This is a genomic window from Clostridiaceae bacterium, from assembly GCA_012840395.1.
In the GTDB taxonomy this organism is placed as follows: Bacteria; Bacillota; Clostridia; order Acetivibrionales; family DULL01; genus DULL01.
The window spans coordinates 41,238-55,936 of record DULL01000034.1; the positions used below are offsets into that span (position 1 = coordinate 41,238).

A 14,699-nucleotide genomic window follows, 5' to 3' on the forward strand; every position below is an offset into this window, starting at 1 on the left:
ATGTATCTCCTACTTTTGTGTGAATTTTACCATTCATCAATATGTGAACGCTTTATTGCGCTAAATATATTGTTTTTTACGCTTTTGTTCTCCCAGAACATTTCTGACAAAAGATTCTTGACATACTGCCTTTTGGTTCTGCCATTGGCAGGACAGGGATTGGAAACTATCTGAAGGCCATGGATTTTAACAAATTCCTTTATTTCCTTTTCCTCTGTATATATTAAAGGCCTTATAACGGTAATACCTTTGCGGTCAAGATATGTTACAGGAGAAAAAGTGTGGAAACGGCCTTCATATAAAGTGCTCAGCAACAAGGTTTCCACAACATCATCCCTGTTATGGGCAAGCGCTACTTTATTGCAATTCAATTTTCTAGCAACATTGTTCAATGCTCCTCGTCGCATATTGGCGCAAAGGGAACAGGGGTTCTTTTCCTGTCTTGCTTCAAATACTATTTTACCAATAAGAGTTTCCTCTATTGTGTAATTTATACCTATTTTTTGGCATAATTCCTTTACCGGGGAAAGGTCAAATTCACCTAAGCCCATAGTAAGGGTTACTGCTTCCAATTCAAATTTTTTTGGATAATACTCCTGAAGCTTTCTTAATGCAACTAGAAGAGTAAGGCTGTCCTTACCTCCTGACACACCCACTGCAATCCTGTCTCCGTCCTGTATCATATTATAATCCTGTAGAGCTCTTCTGACCTGTCCAAAAACTCTTTTTATAAGCAACACCTCTTATAAAATAATGTATGAGTTTACATAATATATAATCACCTTTTAATTTATTATATCATACCGTTAGACGTATTAAGTTAATGTTTTGTTACAGAAAATTGACAACTTATAATATTATTAATAAAATATAATAAATCATATTTTTGTTTTATCCTGTATAATGATTAATTATGAAGCTATTGGGAGGAAAATTAATATAAACCTGTCTGAATAACACCAGGCAGAATTGAACAAAAGCTACTATTATAGTAAAATTCTTTTGTCTTAAATATTGTTTTAAATTTTATATCGGGGTGTGGCTCAGTTTGGCTAGAGTGCGTGGTTTGGGACCATGAGGTCGCAGGTTCAAGTCCTGTCACCCCGACCAATACAAATCAAGCAAGTTTTTCCTGTTATAATAAATCAAATGAATTTCCTAGTGGGATTATTGACAATGTAACAATTTTTAAGGATAATTTTTTTTAATAGTATAAATTTATTTCAAAATATCAAAAGGACTAGTATAGTGAGGTATTGCATAAAATGTCATCATCAGGAAAAATATATGGTTAAATGTTATGTAGTACAGTGAAAATCCTGTTATTGAGGTATTATATGAATTGCAATTTATAATTAACATGCTATTGAGTTTACTGATTTTAATAAGTTCTAACCAATAAAAAAGGAGGGGAAGATGCGGTTTGTATTCAGACAGACCGCATTTTGTTTATTATGAAGACTGAAGAATCTAAAAACGGTGCCATTCCATTACATACCAGGTTGTCAGGGAAATTAAAAAGTTTTTTTACTCTGGAAAATTTAAAAAGTATTTTTTCTCCCCAAAAAGTAAAGTCTTTTTTTAATTTTAAGGAACTGATACATAAAATTAAAGAAAACAAAATTGCTGCTGTGGTAATTTCAGTTTTAGTACTTCTCATCATATCATTATTAATTTTTGTTAAACCTGGCAGCATTAACAGGCATATTAATGCACTTGGAAGCGGAGATATTGAAAAGGCAAAAAAGGCTGAAACTGAACTTGTAAAGGCCGGAAAACGTGCAGTGGGACCTTTAATGGATGCGGTAAAGAACAGTAAACCAGCTGTAGGATTAGCTGCCGTTAAAATATTGGCTGAAATTGAAGACCCCCGGGTTGATGAGTTTTTACGTGAGGTGGTCAGTAATCCTAAAAGAGATATAGATGTAAGGGCGGCAGCCGCAAAAACGTTAGCTGAGGAAGGGGGGACTCAGTCTATTGAGTTTCTGGTCTCAGTTTTGACCAAAGAAAAAGATGAGGCCATGGCCGGGAAAATAGGAGATATTCTATGCGGAGCAGGTGAATTATCTGTTAATCCGCTTATTTCGGCTATGAAAGAATATGATGTATCTGAGAATTCTCCTGCGGGAATTCTGATACGTATTGGAGAATCTTCGGTGGAACCATTGATAAAAGTACTTTCAGACGGAAGCACAGAGGCAAAGAAATGTGCAATTTTTGCATTAGGTAAAATTGGAGACAGGAGGGCAATAGACCCTTTAATAAAGTCACTACAAGATAATAAAGATTCCGGAATAAGGGATGTATCTTTTGAAGCACTTTCTGTTTTTGGCAAAGAATACATATCTGAGTTATTTCCATTGCTGAAAATTGAAGATGAAGATATTAAAGTAAGGGCTATAAAGCTTTTTGCAGACTTAGGCAATTCAGAGGCAATAAAACCTTTATTTAATGTTATTTTAGAAAAGGATACACATTTACATGAAGAAATCTTTGAAGCTTTTTCAAGGCTAGGTGATGCAGGAATCGGCGCGTTAATAGCATCCTTCAAAATTCCTGATAAAGATGTAAAAGTTGGAGCTGCAAAGAAGTTAATAGAAATTGGTGAACCGGCTGTAAACAGCTTGATTTTTGCTTTGAAAGAGGAGGACTATTCTATACGCTGGCTGTCTGCCGCAACCTTATGCAAATTAAGTCATCTGCCGTTAGTCAAAAGGCTTGTGAGTGAAATAGATGATGACATAAGTGAAGAAGATATTGAGATGGCTTCATGGGCTTATCCATTCTATATACTTATGGGAGTCCCGGGTTCAGATGAAATTATGGTAAAGGCTCTGGAAAAATACGGCGACGAGGTAATGGCTGAAGATTTTATGAACTGCGGCAATAAAATACTTGCGGATGCTGCTTACAAATGGGCTGAAGATAACGGCTTTGAAGTGGAACAGAAGGAAAGTACAGTAGGCACACTCAAGTGGGGTTCAGCCCAGGAATCATGATATTTTTTGAGATAAAATAACTGATTTTTTAAGGGAGTATCTATATTTACAAAATTTATACCGGAGTATATTATTTATAATATATATTTAAAGTTTTCGTTTAAGGAATTATTGTAAAAAAAGGGGGATTTTATGCCAAAAGAAATAATGACTCGCAAAGCATCAGATAATGAATATCTGCATAAGGATTTCCATTTAGCAATGAATACCGGTATTGATTATCTGCATAAGAAGTATGGTGAACATGCAGTAAGAGAATATCTGAAAAGATTTGCGAAAAATTTCTATGCTCCGCTGACTGAAGCCTTAAAAACAAGGGGTCTAGTTGCTTTGAAGGAGCATTTTGAACATATATATAAGGTAGAACGGTCAAATGCGAATATTACTTTAAAAGATGATGAATTGACAATTTCTGTTGATATATGTCCGGCTGTTGAGTATATCAGGAAAAACAATGCTAAGGTGGCAGACCTTTTTTATGAAACTACCAAAACAGTGAATGAAACAATTTGCGAAGGAACACCTTACGCTTTTGAACTAATTGAGTATAATCAAGAAACTGGCGGCGGAACGCAGCGCTTTTACAGGAGGTAGTGCATAATGATTTCATGTACAGAATTTATACCTGCATATAGTGAATTGTTTAATTTCCTTGAAGAATTAGGTGGAAAGGAAGCAGTTAAAGAATATTGGGATTACTGTTTTGATGGCCCCAAACCTTTAAAAAAACTCGTTGAAGAACATAGCATAAAGGGATGTTGGCTATATTGGACCCGTACTCTCAATGAGGAGGCCGCAGATTTTACACTTGAGTTGGATGAAGAAGCCGGTGAGTTTAATCTTTATATGCATCATTGTCCTTCAAAAGGAAGATTACTGGAATTTACTCATATTAAGCCTTATCATGCATACTGTGAGCACTGCGATTATTACCGCAAATCATTAGAGCCTTTAGGTTATGAATATCATATTGATTTATCAGAATGTGATAAGGCTAAATGTACAATTAAGGTCAGAAGGAAGTAAACAAAAGTTTTTCATTTACAAACATTAATAAGGAGGACAAAAGTTAATGAAGCTTTACAATGATAAGTTTAAATGGTACAGAGGAGGATTGCACATTCATACAACAGCTTCTGACGGAAAGGTTTCTTCTGAAGAATGTGTAGAATTATATAAAAATAATGGTTATGATTTTATTGCCATAACAGATCATTGGAAGATAACAGAAATACCGTCCAGAGAAGATTTTATAGTATTAAAAGGTTGTGAATATGATTTTCTTGACAGCGAAAAAAGATCCACATGCCATATAGTTGCTGTTGGTATTGAAAAAGCGCTAATTAAAGGTGAAGTATCCACCAGACAGTATGCAATAGATGATATCAGAAAACAAGGCGGAATATCAATAATAGCCCATCCCCACTGGTCCTATATGTCTACTGAAGAATTAATTGCTTTAAAAGATTACGATGGCATAGAAATATATAATTCTGTATGTGATGTAGAAAGGGATACAGGAGATGGTTCCAGTTATATTGACGCAATTTCCATAAAAGGCTTGACACCAAAAATATTTGCCACCGATGATACTCACAGGTATTCTTATGAACTGTTTAAAGGATTTATTATGGTTAACAGTCCTGAGTTTACTGCTGAGGCTTTAATAGACAATATCAGAAAAGGAAATTTCTATAGTTCCCAGGGGCCAAAAATATATCAGATTGAAGTTGAGGAAGACTATATTCGTATTGAGACTTCTCCACTTAAAAAGATTATTTTTCATCCTGATTCATCCTGGACAGGAACAAATTATTTGGCTGAGGATGGAAAAAGCTTGACTGAAGCTGTTCATAAAATCCATCCCCTCAATCGCAGTATAAGAGTTGAAGGAATAGATGAAATGGGCAGAAAAGTTTGGAGTCAGCATATTAAAGTAAATGTAAAAAAATAACTTAAAGGGGTTTTGGCCATGAAAAATATTGATATTCAGAGCATAATACCTCACAGATATCCTTTCCTGCTGGTGGACAAGATAATTGAAATTGAACCTGGAAAAAGAGCGGTAGGAATAAAGAACGTTACAATTAACGAACCTTTCTTTCAGGGCCACTTTCCTGGAAATCCCATAATGCCCGGGGTGCTTATTGTAGAAGCATTGGCACAAACAGCCTGTGTAGCAGGGCTCATGCTCGAGGAAAACAGAGGTAAGCTTGGTGTGTTTACAGGTATTGAGTCCATGAAATTCAGAAGGCAGGTTGTACCTGGAGATACACTTAAACTTGAAGCTGAGTTTTTAGTCTTTAAGATGGGTATGGGTAAGGTTAAGGTAAAAGCTACAGTTGAGGATCAAGTTGCTGCAGAAGGAGAAATTAAGTTTGCATTGATAAGTACAGAGAAATAAGTATATTCCCTAAAACTGCATTTAGAGCCCAAAAAGCTGAATATATAGATACAATTAATATTGATATATTAAAAAGGAGGAAAAAGGGACGGTGTTCTGTTGACCATAGGTTAACAAGACACCGTCCGCGCAATTTCCAAGTTCTATTAACTTTAACTGACTGCTTTAATACCTTCGCTTTGTAAAAAAATTTCTCCAACCTTGCTGATGTTGCCTGCACCCATTGTAACCACAATATCACCAGGAGAAGCATTTTCATGAAGATATTTTGCTATCTCTGTAAAATCTGAAATATATATGGCTTTTTCACCGTAAGAGTTTATTTTTTTTACCAGCATACTGGAATGGATTTCACCAGTATCCAGTTCTCTTGCTGCATAAATATCGGAAATAATTACTACATCAGCATCTGAAAAAGAAGTCGCAAATTCATCCAGAAGATACTTTGCCCTTGAATAGGTATGGGGCTGAAAAACACACCAGATTTTAGAAGGATTGCAATTCTTAGCGCTCTTTAGAGTAGCTTTAATTTCAGAAGGATGATGGGCATAATCATCAAATACCCTAATATTATTTATTACCCCTTTTAACTCAAATCGCTGATGAACTCCTGTAAATTTAAGTAATGCAGATTTTATTGAAGCAATGCTGCAACCCAGAGCATTACATGCAGCTATAGCTCCTAAAGAATTACTTACATTGTGCATACCTGTGACTTGCAGTTTGATTCCGGTAATTTCTTTTTTATTTTTCAGGAGTGTATATGTAGTTGTTCCATCACTGTCAAACTTAATATTAGTAGCACTCCACAAAGCATTTTCAGATTTAATTCCGAATGTGATTTTATTGCAGGATAATTTGTCAAGCAACCAGGAAACATTTGGATCATCAACACAGGCAACAATATAACCATCTTGAGGGATACGGTTGGAAAATTTAAGGAAATATTCTTTTACATGTTCTATATTTTTGAAATAATCAGCATGGTCATATTCAATATTCAATATTACAGCCATATTCGGATGAAATTTCAGAAAGCTTCCCTGGTATTCACAGGCTTCTGCCACCATGTAATTGTTACTTCCAAGCCTTGTGGTTCCACCTATTGATTCCAGCTCTGCACCTATATGTACGGTTGGGTCAAGACCGGATTCCATCATTATTGTAGAAATCATGGAAGTAGTTGTTGTTTTACCGTGAGTACCTGAAACTGTAATACGGTAATTATATTTTTTCATAATCATGCCTAATAAAGTTGCCCTGTCAATGGTAGGTATATTTAATTTTCTTGCCTTTTGCAATTCAGGATTATTATGGTTAATTGCGGCAGTATAAACAACCAGATCCTGATTATCAATATTTTCTTCACTATGGTAGGGAATAATTTTTGCACCCATTTTTTCCAGTTTTAATGTTTTGTTCGATGTTTTCACATCGGAACCTGATACCTTGTATCCTAAACTTATCAAAATTTCAGCCAGGCCACTCATGCTGATTCCATCAATACCTATAAGATGGATATATTTGATTTCAGGACAATCTAAAAAATAAAATTCTGTATTTTCAGGCAAAACAAACACTCCTCTGGTATTCTTCTATTGACAGCAAACTTAAATGTCTGTTATATAAATTCCACTATTTATTATTGACAATATATAAAAACTATTATCTTTATTTCCAATAAATAAATGATACAATATTTTTTTTTAAAAGTAAAACTTAACGTGTTTGGTAATTTTTAATTATACTTACCGTAGATATTATATGATATTTTTAGAAAAAATATTAACAATGGTCATGTAGCCATATAATCTATTTTTAATAAATAATAAAATTTTAAATAAAATATTTGGAAATTTCAAAAAAAAAAGAAGGAAAATAAAAATCTTCATCGAATATAATAATAACATTATAATTACGGAAGGTGGTAGCATCTATGGAAATTACTGATGTCCGCATTAGGAAAATCGATGTAGAGGGAAAAATGAAAGCGGTTGTTTCTGTTACATTTGATAATGAATTTGTAGTTCATGATATTAAAGTAATAGAAAGCCAAAATGGTCTTTTCATAGCTATGCCAAGCAGAAAAACACCCGATGGAGAATTCAAAGATATTGCACACCCGATAAATGCAGTCACTAGAGAAAAAATTCAGACAGCTATCTTAAATAAATATGAATCAATGACTGTTATAGAAGAATAAATTTTGTTTTACAATACTATTTAATTAAATAGTATTTTTTTTGAATAAGCGAAGCGTACATATTAACTTTAATAATCCATGTGACAACTGGACAAACTTGCTTATGATTGAGGCTTCGGATAGTATATTTATGAAATTAAAAGTTAAATATGTATTTATATATGAATGCTATAAATTAATTGTATTATTTACATTATACGTTAATTTAGTTGCACAAGTAATATTGTGCAACTTTTCTTATTATTACGGTTGAAAATAATATAGAAACATGAGAAGATATAATTGAATTTAGGGGGGAGTATTATATGAAAGATGTCATAGGAGTTATTCTTGCTGCAGGCGAAGGAAAAAGAATGAAATCGAAAAAATCCAAAGTTGTTCATAAAATACTTGGGAAAGCAATTATTGAATGGATTTATGATGCAGCGTGTGGTGCAGGTATAAATGAAAATATAGTTGTAGTTGGATTTAAAGCAGACCAGGTAAAAGAGTGTATGGGAACAAGGGTTAAGTACGCAATGCAGGAAGAGCAACTGGGGACCGGGCATGCACTTATGCAAGCCAGAAATTTTTTTGAAGGCAAAGAAGGGTATCTTATTGTCTTATGTGGTGACACTCCGTTGATTACATCAAAAACAATAGCAGATACTATAGATTATCATAAGGTTAATAGTTTTTCTGCTACAATTGTTACTGCCGAGATGGATGACCCTGCTCAATATGGACGTATTATAAGGGACTTAAACGGAGAAGTAGTTAAAATAGTTGAATATAAAGATGCTACCGAACAAGAAAGATCTATAAAAGAAATTAATTCCGGAATTTACTGCTTTAATATAAATGATTTAATTCAAACTTTAGATAAAATAACAAGCAACAATAGTCAAGGGGAGTATTACCTGACTGATGCCATTGAAATAATGTTAAGTATGGGACTTAAAGTAGGAGCATTAAAAATAGCTGATTCTGAGGAAATTCTGGGAATCAACGACAGAGTACAGCTCTATGAAGCTTCAAATGTTTTAAGAAAAAGAATACTGCAAAATTTCATGAGAGAAGGTGTTACGATAATAGATCCTGATACGACATATATTGATCAGGGGGTGAAAATAGGAATTGATACAGTAATTTACCCTGGGACCATCATTGAAGGAAACACTGTTGTTGGAGAGGATTGTATAATCGGACCGAATAGCAGACTTATTGATGCAACAGTGGGGAATAATGTAGAAATAACAGCTTCAATTGTAGCGGAAAGTACAATCGGAGATGATGCAAAGATAGGGCCATTCGCTCATTTAAGACCTCAAACCTGTGTAGGGGAGCATGCAAAAGTCGGTGCTTTCGTTGAAACAAAGAAGTGTACTTTAGGAGCCGGCACAAAAGCTTCTCATCTTGCTTATGTAGGAGACGCAGAAGTTGGCAGGAATGTTAACATAGGTTGTGGAGTAGTATTTGTGAATTATGATGGAAAGAAAAAACATAAAACAATTGTAGGAAACAATGCATTTGTGGGAAGCAACTCCAATTTGGTAGCGCCGGTTACGGTTGGAGAAAATGGATATATTGCGGCAGGTTCTACAATAACTAATGATGTACCGGAATACTCACTAGCAATTGCCAGAGAGAGGCAGGTTGTTAAGGAAGGCTGGGTAATTAAAAAAGATATGATAAGAAAGGAAAAAAAGTAAAGTATACAAAATAAACAGAGGGGAATTGAAATGAATTTTCATGGTAAAGACATTAAGATTTTTGCAGGTAATTCTAATAGACCGCTAGCGCAAGAAATAGCTGAAAAGATCGGGTTGCCTTTGGGGATTGCAACTGTAGGAAAATTCAGCGATGGAGAAACTCAAGTAAATATTGGTGAAGTTGTAAGAGGTTCAGACGTATTCATAATTCAGTCAACTTGTACACCAGTGAATGATAATCTTATTGAACTGTTAATCATGATAGATGCTCTCAAAAGGGCTTCGGCAGGAAGGATTACAGCGGTTATTCCGTATTTTGGATACGCAAGGCAGGACAGAAAAGCCAAGGCAAGAGATCCTATTACTGCAAAATTAGTTGCAAACCTTATTACAACAGCAGGAGCAGACCGTGTGCTCACAATGGATTTGCATGTACCTCAGATTCAAGGATTCTTTGATATTCCTGTTGATCACTTGATAGGTTTGACAATAATAGCAGATTACTTAAAAGAAAAATTCCAGAATTCGGATGATCTTTGTGTTGTTTCACCCGATGTTGGAGGTGTTACAAGAGCCAGAAAGTTAGCGGAACTGCTTGACGCTCCAATTGCGATAATTGATAAGAGAAGGCCGAAAGCGAACGAATGTGAAGTAATGAATGTTATTGGAGATGTAGAAGGAAAGAAAGTGGTGCTGGTAGATGACCTGATAGATACTGCTGGCACCATTACTAAAGCAATTGATGTTCTTTTAGATCTGGGAGCAAAAGAAGCATATGCCTGCTGTACTCATGGAGTACTTTCAGGCCCTGCCATAGAAAGAATGAAGAATTCACGCATTAAAGAGCTGATTGTATTAAATACAATTCCTTTAACTGAGGAGAAGAAGATAGACAAGGTAATATCTCTTTCTGTTGCCGGACTTTTTGCTGAAGCCATTGAAAGAATATACGGTGATATGTCTATAAGTACATTATTTGATCGGTAATATTGCAGATATATTGATATATTATAAATTCTAAAAAATATGCATTTAACTACAACCCAATTAGTGCCCCCTTCCATTTGTGAAGGGAGGCTTTTTGGGCTATTTGTATTTTCCTGGATAATTTTTGGTTAAAATAATAAATATAAATAATTTGAGAAATATTGGAGAATTATATGATGGATGAATTATTTTTAATAATAGGATTAGGTAATCCAGGCTTAAAATATATAAATACAAGACATAATGTAGGATTTGACACAATTGACTACATAGCTGCTAAAAATAACATTAAGGTGTCCCGCTTAAAACATAAAGCTTATATAGGTGAAGGGACAATTGAAGGCCATAAGGTAGTGCTTGCAAAACCTCAGACGTATATGAACCTGAGCGGTGAAAGTGTCAGGGATATGGTGGAATGGTACAAGATAGATATGAGCAATTTAATATTGATATATGATGATGTGGATATTCCTCTTGGGAAAATAAGGATTCGCCCGGGAGGGAGTGCAGGTACTCATAATGGTATGAAATCGGTTATATATAATCTTCAGAGAGATGATTTTCCGAGAATAAGAATTGGTATAGGCCAGCCACCGGAAGGATGGGATATGGCAGACTATGTATTAGGGAAATTCCCTAAGGAAGAGAGAGAGCTTATAGACAGCAGCATCCTAAGAGCGGCTCAGGCAGCCTGTATGATCATGGATTTAGGTATCAATGCTGCCATGAATAAACATAATTCATAGCATTTTTATTGTAAGGAAGGTATAAAATAATGACATTTTTAATAAAGCCGCTTTATGAGCTTAGCCAGTACAGAAATGTTTTGGAAAACCTGAGAAATTATTCGGTACCTGTTAGTATAATTGGCCCTTCAGACTCCCAGAAAGTACACATGGCCTACAGTATTGCCAGCCATTTGGGACAAAAAGCGGTATTTATTGCGTATAATGAGATGCAGGCAAGGAGAGTATTTGAAGACTTCTCCTTTTTTGCAGGAGATGAAGTGGTTTATTTTCCTCCAAGAGAGATTACTCTCCATGATGTAGAAGCTAAAAGTAATGATACTGTTTATCAAAGGCTGTCATCCCTGGCAAGAATTTGTGAAGATAAATACAGAATAATTGTTACATCCGCAGAGGCTGTAATCCAGAAATTAATTGATAAGAATTATTTTAATGAGTGCATTATAAATATCCGAATCGGTTCTAAACTGAATGTTGAATTATTTAAGAAAAAGCTGGTGGAAATAGGATACGAAAGAGTTGATATTGTTGATGCAAAAGGTGAGTTTGCTGTACGAGGCGGGATAATTGACTTATTTCCTGTAAACAGTGAGTATGCAGTTCGCATAGAACTTTTTGATGATGAAGTAGATTCCATCAGGAGAGTTGATATTGTTTCACAACGCTCGGTAGAAATGCTTGATTCCCTGAAAATAGTACCTGCAAGGGAAACTATTTTCAGTGATGATGATGTTAAGGGAATTATTAGCAGGATAAAAAATGAATTAAATGGAGTAATTAAATCAAATAAGACAGGACAGGTCAAAAATTTAAAAAATATTCGAGCGGAATCATCTTATGACAATAATGACAATAATTTTAAGAAAAGAATCACGGCAGATATTGAGAAAATCGAAAGCCAGCGTTACTTTCCAGGTATTGATAGATATATATCATATATTATTGGCAAGCCTACCAGCTTAATAGAGTATATAGGGGATAATGTTATTGTTTTTGTAGACGAGCCTGTAAGATTAAAGCAGAGAATTGATAATATAACCCTGGAATACCATGAAATGTGCAAAAATTTTTTAGAGAAGGGGCAAATACTGCCTGGAAGCTGTGAGGCATTTTTTGATTTTGATGATTTAATTATAAAAATGTCTAAATACAGGCAGGTATGTTTGTATACCATAATAGCAGGCAGCCATTCATATACAAATACCATTAATTTTAATATAACCTCAAAATTACTTGGAACTTATCAAGGACATATCAATCTGCTGATTGAGGATGTAATAAACTGGAAAAACAAAAAATCCAAAGTTGTTATTTTATCAGGAACCCGGGGAAGAGGAGAAAGACTTTCAGAGGAATTAAGAAAAGAAGGTATTGAAGCCCTATATACAGAAGACAATAACCTTTTGCTGCAGCCGGGACAAGTGATAGTTACACGGGGCAGTCTGAGTAAAGGTTTTGAATATACTGATATTGGTTTTGTGTTATTAAGTGATTCTGCAATATTTGGGCATGGAAAAAAACCTAAGAAAGTTTCTAAAGAGAAAAAGGGAGACAGGATAAATCTGTTCACCGATTTAAAAATCGGGGACTATGTGGTGCACAGAGCCCATGGAATCGGCCAGTATGTGGGAATTGAAAAGCTCACTATAGAAGGAGTTAAAAGGGATTATATAAAAATAAGATATTTGGAAGGTGGTTTTCTTTATATACCCACCAATCAACTGGATCTTATACAAAAATATGTTGGGATTGAAGGAAAGACTCCCAGATTAAACAAACTTGGCTCTTCCGACTGGTCAAAAACAAAAAAAAGAGTAAAAGAATCATTAAAGGAACTGGCAGGAGAATTAATTAAGCTTTATGCTCAAAGACAGGCATTAAAAGGATTCGCTTATTCAAAAGACAATATTTGGCAAAAACAGTTTGAAGAACTATTTCCCTATGAAGAAACTGAGGATCAGTTAAAATGTATAGCTGAAATAAAAGAGGATATGGAATCAGACAAGGTAATGGACAGACTTTTATGTGGAGATGTGGGATATGGAAAGACAGAAGTAGCAGCGAGGGCTATTTTTAAAGCAGTAATGGACGGAAAGCAGGTTGCCTACCTTGTACCCACAACTATTCTCGCCCAGCAGCAATATGTAAGTTTTAAGGAACGCATGAACAATTTTCCCGTTACTGTGGAGGTAATAAGCAGATTTCGTACCACTGCCGAGCAGAAGCGTATTCTTAAGGATGTAAAATCAGGAAAGATTGATGTACTTATAGGCACTCACAGGCTTTTACAGAAAGACATACAGTTCAAAGACCTGGGACTGCTGGTAATAGACGAAGAACAAAGATTTGGGGTCGCTCATAAGGAAAAGCTGAAAAATATGAAGCCAAATGTGGATGTGCTGACTCTGACTGCTACACCAATCCCCCGTACTTTGCATATGGCACTTGTTGGAATAAGGGATATAAGCGTTATAGAAGATCCGCCGGAGGAAAGATATCCTGTCCAGACCTACGTAATGGAGTATGACAAGGATGTAATAAGGGATGCAATAATAAGAGAGATTAGCAGGAACGGGCAGGTTTTTTATCTATATAACCGTGTGAGATCTATAGATTTAAAAGCATCTGAAATTCAACTACTGGTACCGGAAGCCAAAATAGCCGTTGCCCACGGTCAGATGGATGAAAAACAACTGGAAGATATTATGTTCAATTTTATAAATGGTGAATATGATGTCCTTGTTTGTACAACCATTATTGAATCCGGCCTTGATATGCCAAATGTCAATACAATTATAGTTGAAGATGCAGATAGAATGGGACTGGCCCAGCTATACCAGCTCAGGGGGCGGGTGGGGCGCTCCAACAGGCTTGCTTATGCATATATAACATATAAGAAGGGCAAGATCGTGTCTGAAATTGCTGAGAAACGTTTGCAAGCCATAAGAGAATTTACAGACCTTGGTTCGGGATTTAAAATAGCCATGAGAGATATGGAGATCAGGGGAGTAGGAAACCTTCTGGGACCTGAACAGCATGGAAACATGGAATCGGTAGGTTACGATATGTACTGCAGATTGCTTAGTGAGGCAATAAAAGAATTAAAAGGAGAGCCGGTTGAGGATAAGCAGATTGAGGTAAACATCGATATTAATGTTAGCGCCTATATTGATGATTTCTATATCAGCCAGGAAACTCAAAAAATTGAAATGTATCAAAAGATAGCTGCTGTAAGGAATGAAAATGATTTAAATGATATTGCAGATGAGCTGATAGACCGCTATGGAGATATGCCTGAGCCGGTAAGGAATCTGCTGGCTATTGCAAATATAAAGATACTGGCAGGTGAAATTGGCTTTTCTTCTATTGTAGAAAAGGATGGCGGCGTATTATTCCAGTTTTCCGAAGGAAAGAAAATTGATATAAAAGCAATTAGCGCTTTAATGTCAAAATACAAAAGAAGACTTTTGTTTAACGCAGGTTCTTCTCCATACTTTTTGCTCAAAATTTCAGATATTGACAAAAGCAAAGTACTTGATAATATTAAAATTATGTTACATGATATTAAAAACTTTGAAGTATAAAGATAATTTAGTATAATGATTATTAGGCCATTTATTATATAGGGCAATATATCATACATGGTATAAGATATTCCGCTCAATGTAA

The 14,699-nt window shown here is 35.2% G+C and carries 12 protein-coding genes and 1 tRNA gene; 11 read left to right on the forward strand and 2 right to left on the reverse strand.

The window, feature by feature from the left end; all coding sequences use genetic code 11:
- Window positions 1-26: 26 nt before the first annotated feature.
- Window positions 27-740: a tRNA 2-thiocytidine biosynthesis protein TtcA gene (locus GXX20_04400; protein ID HHW30904.1), complete on the reverse strand. Its 714-nt coding sequence runs from the start codon at window positions 738-740 to the stop codon at window positions 27-29.
- Between the two features lie 292 nt (window positions 741-1,032).
- Here GXX20_04400 and GXX20_04405 point away from each other — a divergent pair.
- The 6 genes from GXX20_04405 (at window position 1,033) to fabZ (ending at window position 5,403) form a co-directional block, all read left to right on the forward strand.
- Window positions 1,033-1,110, forward strand: a tRNA-Pro gene (locus GXX20_04405).
- Window positions 1,111-1,445: 335 nt separating this feature from the next.
- Complete coding sequence (locus GXX20_04410) at window positions 1,446-2,999, forward strand: HEAT repeat domain-containing protein (GenBank protein HHW30905.1); 1,554 nt, start codon at window positions 1,446-1,448, stop codon at window positions 2,997-2,999.
- A 132-nt stretch (window positions 3,000-3,131) separates the two neighbouring features.
- The gene (locus GXX20_04415) at window positions 3,132-3,593 is read left to right on the forward strand and encodes a hypothetical protein (GenBank protein HHW30906.1); all 462 of its coding nucleotides are present in this window, start codon (window positions 3,132-3,134) and stop codon (window positions 3,591-3,593) included.
- A 6-nt stretch (window positions 3,594-3,599) separates the two neighbouring features.
- Window positions 3,600-4,025: a hypothetical protein gene (locus GXX20_04420; GenBank protein HHW30907.1), complete on the forward strand. Its 426-nt coding sequence runs from the start codon at window positions 3,600-3,602 to the stop codon at window positions 4,023-4,025.
- A 46-nt stretch (window positions 4,026-4,071) separates the two neighbouring features.
- Window positions 4,072-4,953, forward strand: a complete 882-nt coding sequence (locus tag GXX20_04425; protein HHW30908.1) for a hypothetical protein — start codon at window positions 4,072-4,074, stop codon at window positions 4,951-4,953.
- Window positions 4,954-4,971: 18 nt separating this feature from the next.
- The gene (gene fabZ / locus GXX20_04430; GenBank protein ID HHW30909.1) at window positions 4,972-5,403 is read left to right on the forward strand and encodes a 3-hydroxyacyl-ACP dehydratase FabZ; all 432 of its coding nucleotides are present in this window, start codon (window positions 4,972-4,974) and stop codon (window positions 5,401-5,403) included.
- Between the two features lie 152 nt (window positions 5,404-5,555).
- On the opposite strand, the gene murC is transcribed toward fabZ, so the two are convergent.
- Window positions 5,556-6,893, reverse strand: a complete 1,338-nt coding sequence (murC, locus tag GXX20_04435; GenBank protein HHW30910.1) for a UDP-N-acetylmuramate--L-alanine ligase — start codon at window positions 6,891-6,893, stop codon at window positions 5,556-5,558.
- A gap of 446 nt (window positions 6,894-7,339) precedes the next feature.
- On the opposite strand from murC, the gene spoVG reads away from it, so the two are divergent.
- The 5 genes from spoVG (at window position 7,340) to mfd (ending at window position 14,614) form a co-directional block, all read left to right on the forward strand.
- Window positions 7,340-7,606, forward strand: coding sequence for a septation regulator SpoVG (gene spoVG / locus GXX20_04440; protein ID HHW30911.1), 267 nt, complete (start codon window positions 7,340-7,342; stop codon window positions 7,604-7,606).
- A 305-nt stretch (window positions 7,607-7,911) separates the two neighbouring features.
- Window positions 7,912-9,297, forward strand: a complete 1,386-nt coding sequence (gene glmU, locus GXX20_04445; GenBank protein HHW30912.1) for a bifunctional UDP-N-acetylglucosamine diphosphorylase/glucosamine-1-phosphate N-acetyltransferase GlmU — start codon at window positions 7,912-7,914, stop codon at window positions 9,295-9,297.
- Between the two features lie 30 nt (window positions 9,298-9,327).
- On the forward strand, window positions 9,328-10,284 hold the full coding sequence (locus tag GXX20_04450) for a ribose-phosphate diphosphokinase (protein ID HHW30913.1): 957 nt from the start codon (window positions 9,328-9,330) through the stop codon (window positions 10,282-10,284).
- A 176-nt stretch (window positions 10,285-10,460) separates the two neighbouring features.
- A complete protein-coding gene (locus tag GXX20_04455) occupies window positions 10,461-11,030 on the forward strand; it encodes an aminoacyl-tRNA hydrolase (GenBank protein ID HHW30914.1) in 570 nt (189 codons plus the stop codon).
- Between the two features lie 29 nt (window positions 11,031-11,059).
- Window positions 11,060-14,614 carry a transcription-repair coupling factor gene (gene mfd / locus GXX20_04460; GenBank protein HHW30915.1) on the forward strand — a complete coding sequence of 1,185 codons (3,555 nt, stop codon included), beginning with the start codon at window positions 11,060-11,062 and terminating at the stop codon, window positions 14,612-14,614.
- Window positions 14,615-14,699: the final 85 nt, after the last annotated feature.

Bases quoted from the DNA above. Each gene is read 5' to 3' on its own strand.
- GXX20_04415 (HHW30906.1), top strand. From the start codon at position 3,132: ATGCCAAAAGAAATAATGACTCGCAAAGCATCAGATAATGAATATCTG.
- GXX20_04425 (HHW30908.1), top strand. From the start codon at position 4,072: ATGAAGCTTTACAATGATAAGTTTAAATGGTACAGAGGAGGATTGCAC.
- murC (HHW30910.1), bottom strand. From the start codon at position 6,893: ATGAGTGGCCTGGCTGAAATTTTGATAAGTTTAGGATACAAGGTATCA.
- GXX20_04450 (HHW30913.1), top strand. From the start codon at position 9,328: ATGAATTTTCATGGTAAAGACATTAAGATTTTTGCAGGTAATTCTAAT.
- mfd (HHW30915.1), top strand. From the start codon at position 11,060: ATGACATTTTTAATAAAGCCGCTTTATGAGCTTAGCCAGTACAGAAAT.
- glmU (HHW30912.1), top strand. From the start codon at position 7,912: ATGAAAGATGTCATAGGAGTTATTCTTGCTGCAGGCGAAGGAAAAAGA.
- GXX20_04420 (HHW30907.1), top strand. From the start codon at position 3,600: ATGATTTCATGTACAGAATTTATACCTGCATATAGTGAATTGTTTAAT.
- spoVG (HHW30911.1), top strand. From the start codon at position 7,340: ATGGAAATTACTGATGTCCGCATTAGGAAAATCGATGTAGAGGGAAAA.
- fabZ (HHW30909.1), top strand. From the start codon at position 4,972: ATGAAAAATATTGATATTCAGAGCATAATACCTCACAGATATCCTTTC.
- GXX20_04455 (HHW30914.1), top strand. From the start codon at position 10,461: ATGGATGAATTATTTTTAATAATAGGATTAGGTAATCCAGGCTTAAAA.